The 17756-nt window shown below is 38.7% G+C and carries 18 protein-coding genes; 10 read left to right on the forward strand and 8 right to left on the reverse strand.

Translation table 11 applies throughout. The annotated features are described in order from the left end of the window. The first annotated feature begins 120 nt into the window (after window positions 1-120). A complete protein-coding gene (locus tag ACLCDL_RS16270; RefSeq protein ID WP_423149464.1) occupies window positions 121-1566 on the forward strand; it encodes an ATP-binding protein in 1446 nt (481 codons plus the stop codon). A 120-nt stretch (window positions 1567-1686) separates the two neighbouring features. Continuing rightward, entirely contained in the window at window positions 1687-2271 is a 585-nt protein-coding gene (locus ACLCDL_RS16275) for a hypothetical protein (RefSeq protein WP_423149465.1), read from the forward strand. A 7-nt stretch (window positions 2272-2278) separates the two neighbouring features. On the opposite strand, the gene ACLCDL_RS16280 is transcribed toward ACLCDL_RS16275, so the two are convergent. After that, window positions 2279-2980 carry a GDSL-type esterase/lipase family protein gene (locus ACLCDL_RS16280; protein ID WP_423149466.1) on the reverse strand — a complete coding sequence of 234 codons (702 nt, stop codon included), beginning with the start codon at window positions 2978-2980 and terminating at the stop codon, window positions 2279-2281. A 7-nt stretch (window positions 2981-2987) separates the two neighbouring features. Continuing rightward, complete coding sequence (locus ACLCDL_RS16285) at window positions 2988-3707, reverse strand: DNA alkylation repair protein (RefSeq protein ID WP_423149467.1); 720 nt, start codon at window positions 3705-3707, stop codon at window positions 2988-2990. A gap of 94 nt (window positions 3708-3801) precedes the next feature. On the opposite strand from ACLCDL_RS16285, the gene ACLCDL_RS16290 reads away from it, so the two are divergent. Continuing rightward, window positions 3802-4404 carry a Crp/Fnr family transcriptional regulator gene (locus ACLCDL_RS16290; protein WP_423149468.1) on the forward strand — a complete coding sequence of 201 codons (603 nt, stop codon included), beginning with the start codon at window positions 3802-3804 and terminating at the stop codon, window positions 4402-4404. 66 nt (window positions 4405-4470) lie between these two features. Further along, entirely contained in the window at window positions 4471-4905 is a 435-nt protein-coding gene (locus ACLCDL_RS16295) for an ester cyclase (RefSeq protein WP_423149469.1), read from the forward strand. Between the two features lie 186 nt (window positions 4906-5091). Here ACLCDL_RS16295 and amaB read toward each other — a convergent pair whose 3' ends face one another. The 5 genes from amaB to ACLCDL_RS16320 form a co-directional block, all read right to left on the reverse strand. Next, window positions 5092-6612 carry an L-piperidine-6-carboxylate dehydrogenase gene (amaB, locus tag ACLCDL_RS16300; protein WP_423149470.1) on the reverse strand — a complete coding sequence of 507 codons (1521 nt, stop codon included), beginning with the start codon at window positions 6610-6612 and terminating at the stop codon, window positions 5092-5094. A 269-nt stretch (window positions 6613-6881) separates the two neighbouring features. Continuing rightward, window positions 6882-8156, reverse strand: coding sequence for a sugar MFS transporter (locus ACLCDL_RS16305; RefSeq protein WP_423149471.1), 1275 nt, complete (start codon window positions 8154-8156; stop codon window positions 6882-6884). A gap of 37 nt (window positions 8157-8193) precedes the next feature. Next, on the reverse strand, window positions 8194-8850 hold the full coding sequence (locus ACLCDL_RS16310) for a carbohydrate-binding family 9-like protein (RefSeq protein ID WP_423149472.1): 657 nt from the start codon (window positions 8848-8850) through the stop codon (window positions 8194-8196). A 179-nt stretch (window positions 8851-9029) separates the two neighbouring features. Next, a complete protein-coding gene (locus ACLCDL_RS16315) occupies window positions 9030-9650 on the reverse strand; it encodes a JAB domain-containing protein (protein ID WP_423149473.1) in 621 nt (206 codons plus the stop codon). 111 nt (window positions 9651-9761) lie between these two features. Beyond that, on the reverse strand, window positions 9762-11171 hold the full coding sequence (locus ACLCDL_RS16320; protein WP_423149474.1) for an ATP-dependent DNA helicase: 1410 nt from the start codon (window positions 11169-11171) through the stop codon (window positions 9762-9764). Between the two features lie 65 nt (window positions 11172-11236). Here ACLCDL_RS16320 and ACLCDL_RS16325 point away from each other — a divergent pair, with 65 nt between their 5' ends. The 3 genes from ACLCDL_RS16325 to coaD are packed head-to-tail and all read left to right on the forward strand — an operon-like array spanning window position 11237 to window position 13140. Continuing rightward, window positions 11237-12076: a DUF3822 family protein gene (locus ACLCDL_RS16325; protein WP_423149475.1), complete on the forward strand. Its 840-nt coding sequence runs from the start codon at window positions 11237-11239 to the stop codon at window positions 12074-12076. Further along, window positions 12067-12642 (forward strand): RsmD family RNA methyltransferase, encoded by a 576-nt coding sequence (locus ACLCDL_RS16330; protein ID WP_423149476.1) that lies wholly within the window; start codon window positions 12067-12069, stop codon window positions 12640-12642. Before ACLCDL_RS16325 ends, ACLCDL_RS16330 begins: the two co-directional genes overlap by 10 nt. A 27-nt stretch (window positions 12643-12669) precedes the next feature. Beyond that, on the forward strand, window positions 12670-13140 hold the full coding sequence (coaD, locus tag ACLCDL_RS16335; RefSeq protein WP_423149477.1) for a pantetheine-phosphate adenylyltransferase: 471 nt from the start codon (window positions 12670-12672) through the stop codon (window positions 13138-13140). On the opposite strand, the gene ACLCDL_RS16340 is transcribed toward coaD, so the two are convergent. After that, a complete protein-coding gene (locus tag ACLCDL_RS16340; RefSeq protein WP_423149478.1) occupies window positions 13127-13729 on the reverse strand; it encodes an NUDIX hydrolase in 603 nt (200 codons plus the stop codon). The genes coaD and ACLCDL_RS16340 overlap by 14 nt on opposite strands. 7 nt (window positions 13730-13736) lie before the next feature. Here ACLCDL_RS16340 and pyrE point away from each other — a divergent pair, with 7 nt between their 5' ends. From pyrE to clpB, 3 genes are all read left to right on the forward strand, one after another. Beyond that, complete coding sequence (gene pyrE, locus ACLCDL_RS16345; protein ID WP_423149479.1) at window positions 13737-14390, forward strand: orotate phosphoribosyltransferase; 654 nt, start codon at window positions 13737-13739, stop codon at window positions 14388-14390. Between the two features lie 12 nt (window positions 14391-14402). Next, window positions 14403-14801 (forward strand): SRPBCC family protein, encoded by a 399-nt coding sequence (locus tag ACLCDL_RS16350; RefSeq protein WP_423149480.1) that lies wholly within the window; start codon window positions 14403-14405, stop codon window positions 14799-14801. A gap of 201 nt (window positions 14802-15002) precedes the next feature. Beyond that, window positions 15003-17618: an ATP-dependent chaperone ClpB gene (gene clpB / locus ACLCDL_RS16355; RefSeq protein ID WP_423149481.1), complete on the forward strand. Its 2616-nt coding sequence runs from the start codon at window positions 15003-15005 to the stop codon at window positions 17616-17618. Window positions 17619-17756 lie beyond the last annotated feature (138 nt).

Genomic DNA, 17756 nt, shown 5'->3' on the forward strand with positions numbered 1-17756 from the left:
TCTTATAAACCGTGTTTAGAGGTTACCGTAGAACTAATGGGTTTAATTATTTACATGAAAGAAGAATAGCTTTGATGTTACAACTTACATATTTATTTTTGTAATCCTCAGAACTAACCAATGCCACATTCTTTTGATAATAAGTTTGAAAACTTAATAGAAAAATCTCCTGTTGCTACAGCTGTACTCGAAGGTCCCGAGATGAGATTGGTTATTGCAAACGAAGCGGCACTGCAGATCTGGGGGAAAGACCGGTCAATTATTGGAAAAGAACTCCTCGGTTTCTTGCCTGAACTACAGGGACAACCTTTCCCGGATTTGCTTAAAAGAGTGTATACGAGCGGCGAGACTTATACTGAAAAGGAAGCCCTGGCTTACATCAGCTTAAATAATAAACTAAAACCGATTTACTTTGATTTTGCTTACACGCCATTAAAAAATCCGGAGGGGAAAACGCATCGTATCCTGATAACGGCAGTTGATGTAACCAGCCAGGTAGAAGCAAGAATGGCGGCTGAAAAAAGCGAACAACGGCTAAGTCTGGCTGTACAATCTGCGCAAATGGGTACCTGGGAATTTTATCCCCAAACTTTGATGCTGAAATTCTCTGAAAGAACCAGGGAATTAAGCGGCTTTACTGCAGATGAAGATGTTACGCTCGAAAAAACATTAGCACGGGTGCACCCAGATGACAGAACATACGTACGGGAAGCCATAGCAGCAGCTCTCGACCCTAATAAAGAAGGAAACTTTGATGCTGCTTATCGCGTTGTGTTAGCTAACAAAAAAGAAATATGGGTTCATTCTAAAGGAAAAACATTCTTCAACGAAGAAAAAGCGGCTTATTTTACAACCGGAATTATCATTGATATTACGGAATCTAAACTAAGTGAACTGCGAAAAAATGACTTTATTGCCATGGTAAGCCATGAGTTGAAAACACCCTTAACTTCAGTAAAATCCTATTTGCAGATTGCCTTGCGCAGAATACTAAAGAGTGCAGATAATGTAAGCCTCAATGCGTTAAAAAGAGCGGAAAAACAGGCGGATAAAATGGCCCGGCTAATTCAGGGATTTTTAGATATTAACAGCTTAGAAGCAGGTAAAACAAAATTAAATCATCAGAATTTTTCACTGGAAGAACTTTTTAAGGAAGTAATAAGTTATGCCAGCATCTTATCTCCCGAACATCAGTTTGATGTACATATTTGTGAAAACTGTTCCATTTTTGCCGATAAGGACAAAATAAGCCAGGTACTATTCAATCTGCTTACCAATGCTATTAAATATTCTCCAGCGGGCAGTACTATTCGTATAAATACCGAAAGAGACAATGGAATATTAAAGATCAGTGTAATTGACAGGGGAATTGGAATAAGCGAAAAAGACGTACCAAACCTGTTTCAACGCTTTTACCGGGTAGATAGTGAGCGGGTAAAAATGGCATCGGGTTTTGGCATCGGTTTATATATCTCTCAGGAGATAATCAAGCTGCACAACGGCTGTATGGGCGTACAAAGTAAAGAAGGTTTGGGCTCTACGTTCTGGTTTCAGATACCTGCTTAATGCTGAAAGAGAAAATGCCGTTTAACTTCGCCACTCGGAACAAAGTTTACGATTTATAACCTGAAAATCCACTGTAAACTCTAAGATTTCTTATGTTTACCTCTTAAAGAAAACAAGAAAATGCCAGATTACTCAATTGAAATTGAAAGATATAAAGGGTTAATGGAAGAAATCAAAAGAAGGATTTTTGCGATTGAAGAAATTCTGATGGGAGAAACATCTACCGGTTTTCCTATTACTGATATGGAATTCATCGCCCTGCAATTAACAAAAATCCTTGAAACTATGGTACTTTCACACCTGATTTCAAATCCTGAAGAGTATATAAAACAATTTACTTATTTAAATGAACATCGGAATGCTGAGCACTTGTTAAATAAGATGAGTGCAATAAATGCAGATTTTTATCCTACTCCTGTACAGGAAAATGAAGAGCCGCAAGCTTTGCAGGCAAATACAGCGTACTTAACAAAGGAAGAATTCATTACTATTTATGCTGCCTGTGCTTCATTGTTAAATCCCACAAATCCTTTTTCCGAACCAATTAATATTAATGAGATACGAAACTTTGTTCAACCCTGGGTTCAAAGAATAATTAATTTATTAAACCATCATTCAATAAAACTGGTAGACGGAATATCTCAGTTATCAGTACAAATGACAAGTCCGGAGGATGAAACCTGTAAAATCTCTGTATTAAAATAAAATGAGTCTATAAATATCCCATTTTTTTAAGGTGGTCAACCCAGATTTTATATCCCCCTCCCTCGGCTGTTAAATGCAAGCCATCGCGGGTATATTTAGCATCCAAACGTCCTTTTGAGTCGGAAAATAAAGGGGCCAGGTTTATAAACGGAACATAAAGCGATGCTGCAGTTTGTTTGATAAGTTTATTGGTTGCTGTAATATGAGTACGCTTATCATAATGCTGCGGAAACCCTTGCACATCCGGATTAACGGGCAGAATGCTTTGGAGATATATTTGAGTTTGGGGACTTCCAGCTTTTATTTTCTGCACAATTCTCCCGATATTATCCGCAATAACAGCATCCGGAATATCCTTACCTATATCATTGATCCCTATCAACAGGAACAGCTTTGAAGGTTTACGTACCAGGATATCATCCAATCTTTTAAGCACTCCAAAAGTAATATCTCCCCCTATCCCCCTGTTGACTACCGTACTATCGTGAAGGACAGCCTTCCAGTCGCCCATTTCGGTAATGCTGTTTCCAAGAAACATTACCCTTCCGGTTTTTACAGGCTCTTTCTTAAATTCCTGCATCTTTTGTACATAGTGCTCGGGAATAAAACCGATAGTATCAAAAAGATTCTGATTGGTAACTTTTGTTTGTGCAAAACCGCAGATGTTAAGAGCGGAAAGCACTATCGTTAACAGGATTAGTTTTTTCATTCTCATTTTATATAATTCTTTTTAAACTCCTTTTTTCCAGTAATCTTCGTTTCGTATGCTCGCTGGTAAGTTCCCGTAAAGCATCTGCAGCAATCCATCTGGCACTTTTACTGTTCCTGTTTCTAATTATCTTGGCAGCTGCAATTGCTTCTGTATTCAGATTGCTGTTTCTTTTACCAATTTGCCTTAATGCCCAGTTGATCGCTTTCTTCACGAAATTACGATCGTCATCCGCTTCTTCAATTATAAACTTAAAAAAGGTAGAAAACTTTTCATCCGCCGCTTTTTTATCATGTACTGCCAGTTCGGCCATCAAGACAAAGCCTGCACGTTTTACAAATTCTTCTTCCCTTTTAGCCCACTCTGTCGCTTTGTTGAAAGCATAGGGAGTGCGGTCAAACAGTGCGCAGGCCTGATCGCAAATATCCCAGGAATTGAAAGCGATTACCCAATGCTCCATAAGTTCTTCACTTACTTTATTTTTGTCTGCTATAAAAACCGCTAATAAACGAGCCTCATGTACTTCTGTTTCCCAAAGCGATAATGCCAGTTCATGATTTGTTCCAACATGTTTAGCATAATCACGCAAAACCGGCAGCTTTATTCCCAATGCATTTTTACTTTTTATTCCAAATCGTTTCAGACCATCCTTAAATTTTTCATTCCCGAGATCTGCAAGATCTGATAAAACTTCTTCTACAGAAATACCTTCGCTTTGTATAGCCATATTTCCACACAAATTAAAAATTTTGCTTTCTAACTTCAATAAATTGCATTCAAAATAATTCAGCCCTTTGTCTTTTGCCGATATTAGCTTTCTTATGGATGATAAAAACATCTTGCACGAAAACATCAAAACCATGTACCCCCTGTTGAAAGAAAAAATCAGAACAATTGAAGTTATTTCTGATAATAGTTTAGACTTATTATTAAATTCAGCGAGACCTAAAAAGCTGAAAAAGGGAGACTATTTGTTTGCCGAAGGTAGCATCTGCACAAATGTCTATTTTGTTGAAAAAGGCCTTCTTCGTACCTTTTATAATAAAGACGGGAAAGATATCAACCTTAACTTTAGCCTGGATAATACCTTTACAACCAATTTAAAGAGTTTGCAGCAAAAAACTCCTTCGGAATATGCTATACAAGCTTGTGAAGAGTCAACCATATTGGCATTTGATAAAGAAGAACTGTTAAAACTATATGAGCAATCTTCGGAAATAAACTCTTTTGGAAGAAAACTGCTAGAGTTATTGCTGGCCGAGCAGGAGGAGCATGCTAATCTTTTTAAATTATATACACCCACCGAACGCTACCATTTTCTTGCAGAAAACAAACCAGAACTTCTTCAGAGAATATCCTTATCACAGTTATCATCATACATCGGCATTTCCCGCGAAACCGTCAGCAGAATAAGAAGGCGTTAATTTTGTGACTTTTGACGCATTACTCTATTAAAAAACATGCGGAATTTTGAATAAAATTTATTCATAATGAAAGCAATTAAAACTACGGCAAACATTGTAAGCGATTTTATTGAGGAGATCTGGAACAAAAACAATTTTGAAAAGATCGATGATTTTATTCACGTGGATTTCATTGACCATTCTCTGCCAGATTTACTGCCTGCTAATAGTACCGGTTTACTCAGTTGGATCAAAGAAACCGGGAAGGCGTTTTTTCATAAAACCATTATTGAAGATCAGGTAACGGAAGGAAATAAAAGCATCCTGAAAATAAAAATGGAATTGAAACACATGGGCTCCTGGCGTGGAATTAATCCTGAAGGAAAAGAAATCAGTACAAAAGGGTATCGTTTTTTTGTTGTTAGAGATAATAAGATAATTCACCATTGGGCGCTCATTGACGGAAACAGTATTGAAAACCAGTTAAAAAATGTTTCGCACGGATGCAAGGTAGCTGAATAGTAATTTTACTTAATCTTACTTGAAGGAGAATTAACCTCCCTGGCCCCTCTCCTTGCAAAGGAGAGGGAATATGCTCTCTTTTTCTGAATTTTAATTAAGAAGTAATAGCAGAGCGATAAACAAGATAAACAAATAGAATGTCAGTTGTTAATAACTCTCTCCCTTTAGGGAGAGATGCCCCATTACTCACAGATCAAACTTTATCCCCTGAGCTAAGGGCAATTCATTCCCATAATTTATGGTGTTGGTTTGCCTCCGCATATACGCTTTCCAGGCATCAGAACCTGACTCACGACCGCCACCTGAATCTTTTTCTCCGCCAAATGCCCCGCCGATTTCTGCACCGGAAGTGCCAATATTAACATTTGCAATTCCACAATCCGAACCTGTATGCGAAAGATACGTTTCCACCTCCTGCATATTTAAAGACATAAGAGCAGATGAAAGTCCCTGAGAAACGAAGTTCTGCATTGCAATTGCTTCTTCCAGTGTTTTATATTGCATAATATATAAAATCGGAGCAAAAGTTTCTTCCTGTACAATGGGAAAATAACTTTCCACTTCTGCAATACAAGGCTTTACGTAACACCCGCTTTCAAAGCCGGTTCCTGTTAAGATTCCACCTTCTGCAATAAATTTGCCACCTTGCTTTTTGCACTTTTCAATTGCTTCCTGGTAAGAACGAACAGCATCTTTATCAATCAGAGGCCCCATGTGTACGCCTTCATTTAAAGGGTTTCCTATTTTAACCTGTTTATAGGCATGTACCAGTTTTTCTTTAAAAGCATCGTAAACGGCTTCATGAATAATTAAACGCCGGGTGGTAGTACAACGCTGTCCGGCAGTTCCGATGGCACCAAAAACAGCAGCATTAAGGGCTATTTGCAAATCCGCATGCTTAGATATAATAATGGCATTATTACCGCCCAATTCGAGTAAAGACTTTCCTAACCTCGCTCCTACCATCGCCGCTACCTTTTTACCCATTTCAGTAGAACCTGTTGCAGAAATAAGCGGAATCCGTTTGTCTTTTGCCATCAGTTCCCCTACCTGATAATCGCTTATAACAAGGCTCGAAACTCCTTCCGGAACATCATTTTCTTTAAAAACCCAGGCTGTTATTTTCTGACATGCAATAGCTGTAAGCGGAACTTTATGAGAAGGTTTCCAGATACAAACATCGCCACAAATAAAGGCCAGCATACTGTTCCATGACCATACCGCCGCAGGAAAATTAAAAGCAGTAATGACGCCAACAATCCCCAAAGGGTGATACTGCTCGTACATTCGGTGTTTGGGCCTCTCAGAATGCATAGTTAAACCATACAATTGCCGCGACAAACCATTGGCGAAATCACAAATATCAATTACTTCCTGAACCTCACCTAAGCCCTCCTGTAGGCTTTTTCCCATTTCATAAGAAATAAGCATGCCCAGTTCGTTTTTATATTTTCGAAAAGACTCTCCTAATTGCCTTACTACGTCTCCTCTTTTAGGAGCTGGTACTTCTCTCCATTCTAAAAATGCTTTTTGTGCCTTTTCAACTACCGCATTATAATCCTCTTCCGCAGCTATAGAAACTGATGCTATGCTCTTCCCGTCAACAGGAGAAACGGATTCAATAGTTTCTGCCGTTGTTATCCAGTTTTCTCCTGTTGATACACCCGCATTTACGTTTACAATTCCCAGTGATTTTAAAAATTCCATTGTTGTTTCAAATTAAAACTTCAAATAAAACATTCCGTGGCACTTCACACACTACCTGATATACAAGAATTAATTTGGATTGATGATAAATTTAAGATAATAACATGTGGATTAGTATCAATTCAAGGTGATATTTTTCCCTTACTGGATTTTGTTTGTCATGAATTACTTATTTATAGATGCTTCTAAGGCTATAGAATATTCTTACAAAAAAAATCCTGCAGTATATTATCTGCAGGATCAAAAAAAATTAATCTGTTAAATACGAATTATCTTCTGATCTTATTTCCGATAACCGCATAATAAAGTATAAACAGGTAACAAGGTACGGCAATCCAGTAAGCCTGATGCGGGCTAAAAGCATCTGCTAGACGTCCATACAATAATGGAATTAAGGCTCCTCCTGCAATCGCCATAATTATAAAAGACGATCCTATTTTTGTAAATCTTCCTAATCCGGCAATTGCCAGCGGCCATAAAGCCGGCCACATCAGCGAGTTAGCCAAACCTAATAAAGCTATAAACAGCACCGAAGTAAATCCGTGAGTAAAAAGGGCTCCAAGTGAAAACAGAACACCCAGTATGGCACATATCTGCAAAGCCTTTTCCTGGCGCAGGTATTTAGGAATAGCTACAATTCCAAAAACATAACCGGCAATCATAGCAAGTAATGTTAGGGTAGTAAAAAATTTGGCGGTTGATAAAGCAATACCCTGCGAAGCACCATAGCTTATAATTGTGTCGCCAGCAATTACCTCAACGCCTACATACAAAAAGAAGGTTAATACACCTAACAACAGGTGCGGAAACTGCAACACGCTGGTTTTATTGGTATTTGCAGCTGCAACAGCTTCATCTTCATGATCAGTATCAACTTCAGGTAAAGTAGAAAAATAAACCAGTACCGCGAGAATAACCAATACCGCGACAATAATTACATAGGGCAATATCACACGGGAAGCCAGTTCATTCAGCTCTGCTGCTTTTGTAGCCGGATCCATTGTTCCAAGGCGGCTGGTCAGTTCATCGGCATTTTTCAGGGTAATAGCTCCCAAAATAATTGGCGCAAGGGCACCGGCAATTTTATTACAGATTCCCATTATACTGATACGCTTTGCAGCGCTTTCTGCCGGACCAAGAATTGTGATATACGGATTGGCGGCAGTTTGCAATACCGCAAGGCCTGTACCCTGAACAAATAGTCCTAAAAGAAATAAAACGTAAGTTCTGCTAAGTGCGGCAGGAATAAAAATTAAAGCACCGACCGCCATAATAATTAGTCCCACTGCCATTCCCTTTTTAAAACCGGTAACCTTAAGTACCCAGGCAGAAGGAATAGCCATTACCAGGTAAGAAATATAAAAGGAAAAAGCTACGAGGTACGATTCAAAATTATTAAGCTCACAGGCAATTTTTAAATACGGAATTAGAACCGAGTTCAGCCAGGTAACAAAGCCAAAAACAAAAAATAAAGCTCCGATAATTATTATCGGATTAATCGTCCCCGACGATTTCTTTTCAGTAACACCTTCAATTGTAGTCATTTGGTTAGTTTAGTTAGTTTTTATAATTTTTAAATTTTTATTCAATTTCCTCTGCGAAATGTGCTTTCCCAAAAAATTCGGGCAAATGAAAGCTTACCTCCTCCGATTCGATTTTATTCCAGCTAAGATAATGCGGCTCAATCAACTCATCTCCACATTTATAAAAATTTACCCGGGCCGTAAGACCGCCAAGTGATTTTAACTGATGAAAATAAAAGACTTTTACAGGAATAGCAAGTGTAAGTTCCCAATCAATTTGTGAATTTGCAATATTTACAGATTTGATAACGGAATGATGCTGTATAAGCTCAATTACGGCTGATGGAATTACTTTCCTGTCAATCCTCGATTCACCAAATCCGGCAAGACAGGTACCGATACAATTGAACTCTAAGTTATAATAGGCTTTATCATTGCCAAAAGCGATAAAAAATTCAACGCAACTGTCTTTATAAACCGGATCATTTGTTTTTCTGTATGCCGCTTTCAACTGCTGTTCCCTAACCCTGTACTTCAAAAGTATAAACTCATTGGCATGCGCAATAGAAAAACAAACACCGGGTTTATAGTTATAAGCAGGCCAGGAAACAGCTCCTATTATTTCGTTATTTAAGGCATCAAGATTAAAGGATATCTGCTCAACAGAACTGTTTCTGTGCTGGAAAGCCAGAAACGGGATTTCCAGATCCTTCATTCTCCAGTCTTTAAACCTGCTAAAAAATTAAACTCCCTGATTCTGACACGATACAGGTAATAGACGAGTGCGGACATAAGAATTTGTTTTAAGCATTAATTGGTTAAAACAAATATATAGCAAAAAGCAAAGGAGATAAATTCTTTAATAAGATAGTTACATTTTGAAAAAGGAAATGATTAAAAACCGATCTTCTCTTTATAGGAATAATGCGCCCGGGCTGTAAGAATAATATGATCAAGCAGCTTAATCCCTGACTCCCTGAGAGCTTCATTAACTTCTTTAGTGTAAATAATGTCTGATTCAGAAGCTTTATTAACGCCGCTTGGATGATTGTGTGCGATGATGACTGCTTCAGCTTCAAGCTTATGAGCGTAAAACAGAATCAGTTCCGGATCGGCATTGCTAAGGGTTGTTGTGCCTGCAGAAATTAATTTTGAACCCAGTAAGTTTTTCGATGCATTCAGATAAAGTGCATATAAGTTTTCCTGAAGGCCAATCATATCTTCTTCCCATATTTCACGGAATATTTTTACTGCTTTTTCTGTAGAATCAACTATAATTTTTTCATCACCCTCATCTACAACAACTTCAGATTTAAGAGTATCGGAGGGGTTTGAATAGGGAAGTTTATGTTCTCTAATAATATACGGAAGCATTCCATTCTTTTTTTCAGGGAAAATACGTTCTACCAGGTGCATAATCCTGGAGCTGATTGCTCCCCAACCAATTCGCATAGTCTCAAGTAATGAAATAAAGCTAAAAATTCTGGTGTTGGTTCTTTGCCTGGTAGTTTCCATGAATAGGTAGTTAATGTACATGTTTATACGGTCGGGAAAAAGAAAAGATTCAAAAACTTGATTTTTTATGACAAAAAGCAAAATTCGTCAACAATAGACCCGTTTCTTCCTTTATCTGTCGAAAAAAACTTCGCCAAAATTAACCAGGAACAGTTCCTTTGTTGCCCGTGTTACAGCCGTATACAACCACCGTAAGAAATCCAGATTCATCATTTCTTCGTTCAGGTAACCCTGATCAACGAAAACGGCATCCCATTGGCCGCCCTGGGCTTTATGACAGGTAACAGCAAATGCAAACTTTACCTGTAAGACATTAAAATATGGATTTGTTTTCAATTCCTGCAGTTGCATGCGCTTGTTGGCTATATGCCTGTAATCTTCCAGTACCGACTCATACAACCTTCGGCTCTCCGAATTGGATAAACTGGGTGTTTCCGTATATAAAGTATCCAGCAGTACTTTGCAGCTTAAAGGTTCTTCATCCGGATAATCAATAAATTCGAGCACCACGTCGGCAAAACGGAAGCCGTAGAGTTCCTGAATATTTCTAACTTTCCGAACCTTTGCCACATCGCCGTTAGCAATAAAGGCATTGTTTGATTCCCCTTCGCCCAGCCAGAAATAGTTATTCCTCACTATCATCAGATAATCACCGCCAGTTAATTCTTCTTCACGGTACAAAATCCGGTTGCGTATCTGTTGATTATAGATATTTGCACTTTTGTTTGAGCGGCAGATAACAAGGGTATTCTCTATTCCATACTTATCATAAGCATATTGAAGGCCTTCAGAAAGCCGTTCGCCCGTCATTCTGTAAATATCCTTGTATCCTTTTACACTAAAGGATGGAAAATCTTCAGCCCTTTCACGTATCATTTCACGAATATTGGTAGCATTGAACAAAATGCCTGACGACTTTTCCTGTCTTACTACATCGGTAAGTTCAAAAGAAAACAGGTCGAGATCAAATACATTTTTTAACAGGTCACTATCCAGTGCCGGGCTTTCTTCCGAGCCTACCGGAGGCAGCTGAGCGGTATCCCCTACCAGCATCAAACTGCAGTTCTTGCCGCTGTAAACGTAGCGTATCAGATCTTTTAACAAACTGCTCCTGGAAAAATCATTTTGCTCATTACTGATCATAGAAGCCTCATCCACAATAAAAACAGTATTTTCTGCCAGATTTTCTCCCAGCACGAAGCTCATTTCCGGCGATAAAGCGGATTTTTTCCTATAAATCTTTTTATGGATAGTAAAGGCTTTTTTTCCTGAATAATTGCTTATTACCTTTGCGGCCCTTCCAGTAGGGGCCAGCAAAACCGAGCGCTTTAACAATTGCGGCAGGGTTTTTACCAAAGCGCTTATAATGGTTGTTTTCCCCGTTCCGGCATATCCTTTTAATACAAAACAATTTCTGCTGTTTTCTGAACTTAAAAAGCACTCAAGCTGCGTAAAAACAAGCAACTGCTGCTGGGTTGGAGTTAGCTTAAATTGTCTGGATAAAATAGAGGAAATGCTCATTAACGCTAAATTGCATATTTCTTTCCAATGATGCTGATTCGGTAAAAAATTTTAGTTTTGCTGATATGAATACTACCGGAAAGGTTCAAATCGTCGAAAGCAGTTTCTCCATTGAAAATACCGGGAATTGCAATTTGCTGTTGCGTATTTCGGATACTTCTTTGTCGTATGCAATTGTAAGCGCCGAAGAAAAGGAACTAAAGGTTTTATTTCATTCTGCACTCGAAGACGTAGAAGGGAAACGATCTGGTGATTTCTTTAAGGATGACAGGCTGCTTAATCAACCTTTTGCCAAAATACAAGCAGCGGTAGAGACGTCCGCTTTTACTTTTATCCCGGCGGAATTATACTCGGAAGATAACCTGCAGGATTATTCACGATTTATAGGTGCCCATGCTAATTCAAAATTCCTGGTTTCTGATTTAAAAAGAACAGGTGCAAAATGTATTTCAGCATTTCCGGCTCCACAATTAAATGCACTGGAAACCCTTTTTTCGCAAGTTGAACTATACAATCCGGCATTGCCTTTAATTGAATCACTTTTATCTGCTACAATAGCCACAGGCTGGCAACTGCTTTTGCAATTTAACAGTACCAATTTTGAGGTCTTGATTCTAAACGATGGCAAACTGCATTTGTATAATATATACTCTATTCAAACAGCAACAGACTTCAATTATTTTCTCCTTCTCATCCTTCAGCAGCTTAATTTAAAACCCGAAATACTCCAGCTGACCATCTCGGGTGAGATTGAAAAAAATGACGATAAGTATGCTGTATTGCAGAAATATTTCAAAAAAATCACGCTGGCAAATCCCGATAACTTTATAAAAGAAGACGGTTTTTTTAAAGAGATTCCTCCACACCGTTTTTTTGGCTTGTTAAGTTTAAGCTTATGCGAATAATCGGTGGTACGCTTAAAGGTTTAAGATTAAATCCGCCGCATAACTTGCCTGTAAGGCCTACGACTGATATGGCTAAAGAGGCCTTATTCAATATTCTTACAAACCGTTTTCATTTTGAACATTTAAAAGTGTTAGACTTGTTTAGCGGCACCGGGAACATTTCATTTGAATTTGCTTCGCGGGGAACCCAGGTTGTTAGTGTCGACAAAGACTTCGGTTGTGTGCAATATCTTAAAAAAACGGCTTTGACTTACCATCTCAACAATATCAAAACATATAAATCAGATGTTTTTAAGTTTTTAAAAAACGATTCAGATAGTTACGACATCATATTTGCAGATGCTCCGTACGATTTACCCGGTTTAGTTACCATTCCTGCTATTGTTTTTGAAAAAGGACTTTTAAAAAAGGAAGGTTTATTAATAGTGGAACACCCTTCAACTATAAAGCTGGATCAATACACCCAATTTACCGAACAAAGAAAATATGGCTACTCGTCCTTTAGCTTTTTTGAAAACAAAGATGAATTAATGACAATGACTAATAATCTGTTACCTAACACCTAATGCCTACTACCTAATAACCTGATAACAATGAAAATTGCTCTATTTCCCGGATCCTTCGACCCTGTAACGAAAGCCCATGTTGACATTATGGAACGTTCTATTTCATTATTCGATAAAGTAATTATTGGAATAGGGATAAACAGCAACAAATCTTCCTTTATTGATGCTCCAACCAGAGAGAAAATATTAAAGGCGGTATTTGCTGCTGAAAAGAAAATTGAAGTAGTTAGTTACGAAGGCTTAACAGTAGAATTTTGTAAAAAGGCAGGCGCTTCCTACATGATTCGCGGTATCCGCACCGTTTCTGACTTTGAATATGAAAAAGCCATAGCACAAATGAACCACGCTTTAGAGCCGGAAATTGAAAGTATTTTTATCTTGAGCAAACCAGGCTATTCATCCATCAGTTCAACCATTGTAAGAGAAATCCTTAAATATGGAGGCGATGTAAGCAAATTCGTTCCTGAAAGTGCGCTTCCCTTTCTTAAACCTCAATAAAGCTAATTAAATCGGCAATTAAAGGATAGGTATTTTGCTTAACAGGTTCAAGATCTCCCAAGGCCAGCCATTTCGCTTCTGTAATTTCTTCTTCTGTCTGCGGAACCAGGTCGGCCTGATTTTCGGCTTTCATTTTATACCAGGTAGTCTTTTTCAGAATAATGTGCGACTGCTGCTCGTACACATGCCAGGTTTTACAAAGTTTTCCCTCTACTTTATCCACACGAATTCCGCATTCTTCTTCAACTTCTCTTACTGCTGCTTTCTTTGTTTTTTCGCCCTCATCAATTTTCCCTTTAGGTAAATCCCATTTCCCTCTTCTGAATATAAACAAGTATTTATTCTCTTCATTCCTTACTAAACCGCCTGCTGCTTTTATAATGGTTACTGATTTTTTCAGCTGTTTAAAAACGTGTTTTGCATCCTCGGTTAACAGAACAAAAGTTGCCGGATGATCGTTCTTTTTAACATCATTATAAAAAGTAAAGAAATGAAATTTCTGATTTTCAATTAGTTGATAATTTCCAAGCTGCTCAGGGATAAAATCAGTAATAATTAGGACTGCTTCGTTGATATAAATTCTATACATTTGTGCCATGCTTAACAAGAGTGAGACCGAACAGAAAGTTGCCGAATTTTTGTTACAAATTAAAGCAATAAAATTACAACCTAATAATCCTTTTACATGGGCTTCCGGATGGAAATCTCCCATCTATTGCGATAACCGTATTACACTTTCACATCCGTCAATACGCACTTATATCCGTCAAAAATTATCCGATTTAATTCAGGATGAATTTGGTTCTGTGGGCCTTGTTGCGGGAGTTGCAACAGCAGGTATCCCTCAGGGTGTACTGGTGGCACAGGATCTGGGACTTCCATTTGCTTATGTACGTTCAAAACCAAAAGAACACGGTACCGGAAGCCTTATTGAAGGAGAACTTTTTGAAGGACAAAGAGTGGTAGTAGTAGAGGATTTAATCTCTACAGGAAAAAGCAGTTTGCAGGCAGTGCAGGCACTCCGCGATGCGGGTTGTGATGTTGCAGGCCTTGTTGCCATTTTTAGTTATGGGTTTGATACAGCTGATAAAAACTTTAAAGCTGCAAAATGCCGTTTTTCAACGTTATCAAACTATACAGCTTTAATTCATTATGCTTCCGAACATAGCTTTATCAGCTCGGATGAAATAGAGTTACTGCACAAATGGAGAGAAAACCCATCTGAATGGGGACAGGAAAAAGAAAGTTAGTAAATACCAGGCATGACTGTTTTTGAAAGTAAAGCTGTAATAAAAAAACCTTTGGATGAAGTTTATACATTTCTTTCCAATCTGAACAATCATAAACAGCTAATGCCTGATACTGTTACAGACTGGTCTTCCAATCCTGATGAAGCGAGTTTTACCATAAAAAATATGGCTAAACTTACGCTGCAGGTAGTTGAAAGAATTGAAAATACGCTAATTTCTATTGTTGCAACGCCGGATGCTCCTTTTAAAACTCAGCTACGCTGGACTTTCTCTAATTACGGGCACCAGACAACCCAGGTAACCTATACCCTTTCTGCCGAATTGAACATGATGCTGAAAATGCTGGCAAGCGGCCCTCTGCAGAAGCTGGTAGATTATCAAACACAGCAGCTACATTCTGCACTTGATTAGCCTATTCCTTCAACTGAACTTTAAATTATACAATATATAAAAGAGTTAATTTTCTTTTTCTAATCTCTTACGGAAAAAATTTCAGCTTAACTCCCTATCTACCAGACTTTTCGTCGGGTAGTTTTTGTTTTTATCCGACAAAATTTCTTATTTATTATCTTTCACTATGCGTGGCAGCTATTTTGAGGACAAATAAGTACTATGAATTTTAATAACTTTACAATCAAAGCACAGGAAGCGGTACAAAAAGCTTCCGAAATAGCAAGCGGCAATCAGCAGCAGGCTATTGAAACAGCACACCTTTTAAAAGGGTTGCTTTTGGTTGATGAAAACGTTATCAGCTACCTTTTGAAAAAACTGAATGTTAACCTCAACCGGGTAAACAGTGTGTTAGATGCACAGATACAGAGCTTTCCGAAAGTAAGCGGCAGTGATATTTATTTGTCGTCTGGTGCAAACAGTGCCTTGCAGAAAGCCCAGTCTTACTTAAAAGAATTTAAAGATGATTTCGTATCGGTAGAGCATATTTTACTTGGTATTCTGAGTACCGGAGATAAGGTATCTTCTATACTTAAAGATGCAGGAGTAACCGAAAAAGACCTTAAAAAAGCAATAACAGACCTTAGAGGAAACACTCGTGTAACAGATCAGAATGCAGAAGCAACATACAATGCTTTAAACAAATACGCCCGTAATCTCAATGAGTTTGCAGAATCAGGAAAACTTGATCCTGTGATCGGGAGGGATGACGAAATTCGACGTGTTATTCAAATCCTGTCCAGAAGAACTAAAAACAACCCGATATTGATAGGTGAGCCCGGTGTTGGTAAAACAGCTATCGCAGAAGGAATTGCTTTCAGGATTATTAAAGGGGACGTTCCCGAAAATTTAAAAAGCAAAATTGTCTTCTCGCTGGATATGGGTGCCCTGGTTGCAGGAGCAAAATACAAAGGTGAATTTGAAGAACGTTTAAAAGCTGTGGTTAAAGAAGTAACACAATCTGACGGAGAGATCATTTTATTTATTGATGAGATACACACACTTGTGGGTGCCGGAGGTGGAGAAGGAGCAATGGACGCTGCCAATATCCTGAAACCGGCTTTGGCCCGGGGCGAGCTTCGTGCAATAGGGGCTACCACTTTAAATGAATATCAGAAATATTTAGAAAAGGATAAAGCCCTTGAACGCCGTTTCCAGAAAGTGATGGTGGATGAACCGGATACACAGGATGCAATATCTATTCTTCGGGGTTTAAAAGAACGCTACGAAACCCACCACAAAGTACGGATTAAGGATGAAGCGATCATTGCAGCAGTAGAACTTTCGCAACGCTATATTTCAGACCGGTTTTTACCGGATAAAGCAATAGACCTGATGGATGAAGCGGCTTCAAAACTGCGTCTGGAGATGGATTCTGTACCGGAAGCTGTTGATGAAATTGAACGTAAAATCATGCAGCTTGAAATTGAACGCGAAGCTATAAAGCGTGAAAATGACGAGCAAAAGGTAAGTCAGTTAAGCGAAGAAATAGCCAACCTTTCGGCAGAAAGAGATTCAATCAGAGCCAAATGGCAGGAAGAAAAAGACAGTGTAGATGCCATCAACCACCTGATCGAGCAAATTGAAAATTATAAACTGGAGGCCGAACAGGCTGAACGGGCAGGTGATTACGGCAAAGTAGCTGAACTCCGTTACGGTAAAATTAAAGAAGCCCAAGACCAGGTAGAGCATTTAAAGAAAGAACTTGAAAGCAAACAGGCCGAAAGCCGCATGCTGAAAGAGGAAGTTACTGCAGAGGACATTGCGGGCGTAGTATCCCGTTGGACCGGCATCCCGGTCACTAAAATGATCCAGAGTGAACGCGAGAAACTGTTAAACCTGGAAGAAGAGCTGCACAAGCGGGTGGCCGGACAGGAAGAAGCCATAGAAGCGATATCTGATGCTATACGTCGTTCGAGAGCAGGATTACAGGATAAAAGGAAACCAATAGGCTCTTTCATATTTCTTGGAACTACCGGAGTAGGTAAAACAGAGCTGGCGAAAGCCTTGGCCGATTTCCTTTTTAATGACGAGAGCGCTATGGTACGGATTGACATGAGTGAATACCAGGAACGGCATGCTGTTTCACGCCTGATCGGTGCACCTCCGGGATACGTTGGTTATGATGAAGGCGGACAATTGACAGAAGCCGTTAGAAGGAAACCGTACAGCGTTATACTTTTAGATGAAATTGAAAAAGCACACCCTGATGTATTTAATATTCTGTTGCAGGTGTTAGATGACGGACGTTTAACAGACAACAAGGGCCGTGTGGTGAACTTTAAGAACACCATCATCATTATGACTTCAAACATTGGTTCTCATTTAATTCAGGAAAACTTTAAAAACCTGGACGAAGACAACCGCGACGAAGTAATTGCAAAAACTAAAAATGAACTTTTTGAGCTGTTAAAACAAACTATCAGGCCCGAGTTTTTAAACCGTATTGACGAGCTAATCATGTTTACACCGTTAACAAGACATGAACTTCGGGAAATAGTGAACCTGCAGTTTAAACAGGTTCAGCATACATTGGCAGAGATGGGAATAGAACTGGATGCATCACCTGATGCACTCGATTGGCTATCTCAATTGGGTTATGATCCGCAATTTGGGGCACGTCCTCTGAAACGTGTTATTCAAAAACGAATTCTGAATGAGCTATCAAAAGAAATTCTTTCAGGTAAAGTAGATAAAGACAGTCGGATTCTGTTAGATGTATTCGACAACAAATTCGTTTTCCTGAATAAGGATAAATTAGAAGAAGCCACCGCCTAAATTCTCAGGAGTTTATATAACAAAAAAGCCGCCCAGTTTTGGACTGCCCCCAAAAGTTTGGACGAATTTAGTTATTAGATTTGTAATAATGAGCTCGATATTCCATTGGGCTCATTCCATTTAAATTCAGTTTTATTC

Source organism: Rubrilithobacter danxiaensis (assembly GCF_047272945.1).
GTDB lineage: Bacteria > Bacteroidota > Bacteroidia > Sphingobacteriales > Sphingobacteriaceae > Rubrolithibacter > Rubrolithibacter danxiaensis.

Coding starts and splice junctions, on each gene's coding strand:
- ACLCDL_RS16325 (WP_423149475.1), top strand. CDS start 11,237: ATGAATACTACCGGAAAGGTTCAAATCGTCGAAAGCAGTTTCTCCATT.
- coaD (WP_423149477.1), top strand. CDS start 12,670: ATGAAAATTGCTCTATTTCCCGGATCCTTCGACCCTGTAACGAAAGCC.
- pyrE (WP_423149479.1), top strand. CDS start 13,737: ATGCTTAACAAGAGTGAGACCGAACAGAAAGTTGCCGAATTTTTGTTA.
- ACLCDL_RS16310 (WP_423149472.1), bottom strand. CDS start 8,850: ATGAAGGATCTGGAAATCCCGTTTCTGGCTTTCCAGCACAGAAACAGT.
- ACLCDL_RS16330 (WP_423149476.1), top strand. CDS start 12,067: ATGCGAATAATCGGTGGTACGCTTAAAGGTTTAAGATTAAATCCGCCG.
- ACLCDL_RS16275 (WP_423149465.1), top strand. CDS start 1,687: ATGCCAGATTACTCAATTGAAATTGAAAGATATAAAGGGTTAATGGAA.
- ACLCDL_RS16280 (WP_423149466.1), bottom strand. CDS start 2,980: ATGAAAAAACTAATCCTGTTAACGATAGTGCTTTCCGCTCTTAACATC.
- ACLCDL_RS16290 (WP_423149468.1), top strand. CDS start 3,802: ATGGATGATAAAAACATCTTGCACGAAAACATCAAAACCATGTACCCC.
- ACLCDL_RS16305 (WP_423149471.1), bottom strand. CDS start 8,156: ATGACTACAATTGAAGGTGTTACTGAAAAGAAATCGTCGGGGACGATT.
- ACLCDL_RS16295 (WP_423149469.1), top strand. CDS start 4,471: ATGAAAGCAATTAAAACTACGGCAAACATTGTAAGCGATTTTATTGAG.
- clpB (WP_423149481.1), top strand. CDS start 15,003: ATGAATTTTAATAACTTTACAATCAAAGCACAGGAAGCGGTACAAAAA.
- ACLCDL_RS16285 (WP_423149467.1), bottom strand. CDS start 3,707: ATGGCTATACAAAGCGAAGGTATTTCTGTAGAAGAAGTTTTATCAGAT.
- amaB (WP_423149470.1), bottom strand. CDS start 6,612: ATGGAATTTTTAAAATCACTGGGAATTGTAAACGTAAATGCGGGTGTA.
- ACLCDL_RS16340 (WP_423149478.1), bottom strand. CDS start 13,729: ATGTATAGAATTTATATCAACGAAGCAGTCCTAATTATTACTGATTTT.
- ACLCDL_RS16320 (WP_423149474.1), bottom strand. CDS start 11,171: ATGAGCATTTCCTCTATTTTATCCAGACAATTTAAGCTAACTCCAACC.
- ACLCDL_RS16270 (WP_423149464.1), top strand. CDS start 121: ATGCCACATTCTTTTGATAATAAGTTTGAAAACTTAATAGAAAAATCT.
- ACLCDL_RS16350 (WP_423149480.1), top strand. CDS start 14,403: ATGACTGTTTTTGAAAGTAAAGCTGTAATAAAAAAACCTTTGGATGAA.
- ACLCDL_RS16315 (WP_423149473.1), bottom strand. CDS start 9,650: ATGGAAACTACCAGGCAAAGAACCAACACCAGAATTTTTAGCTTTATT.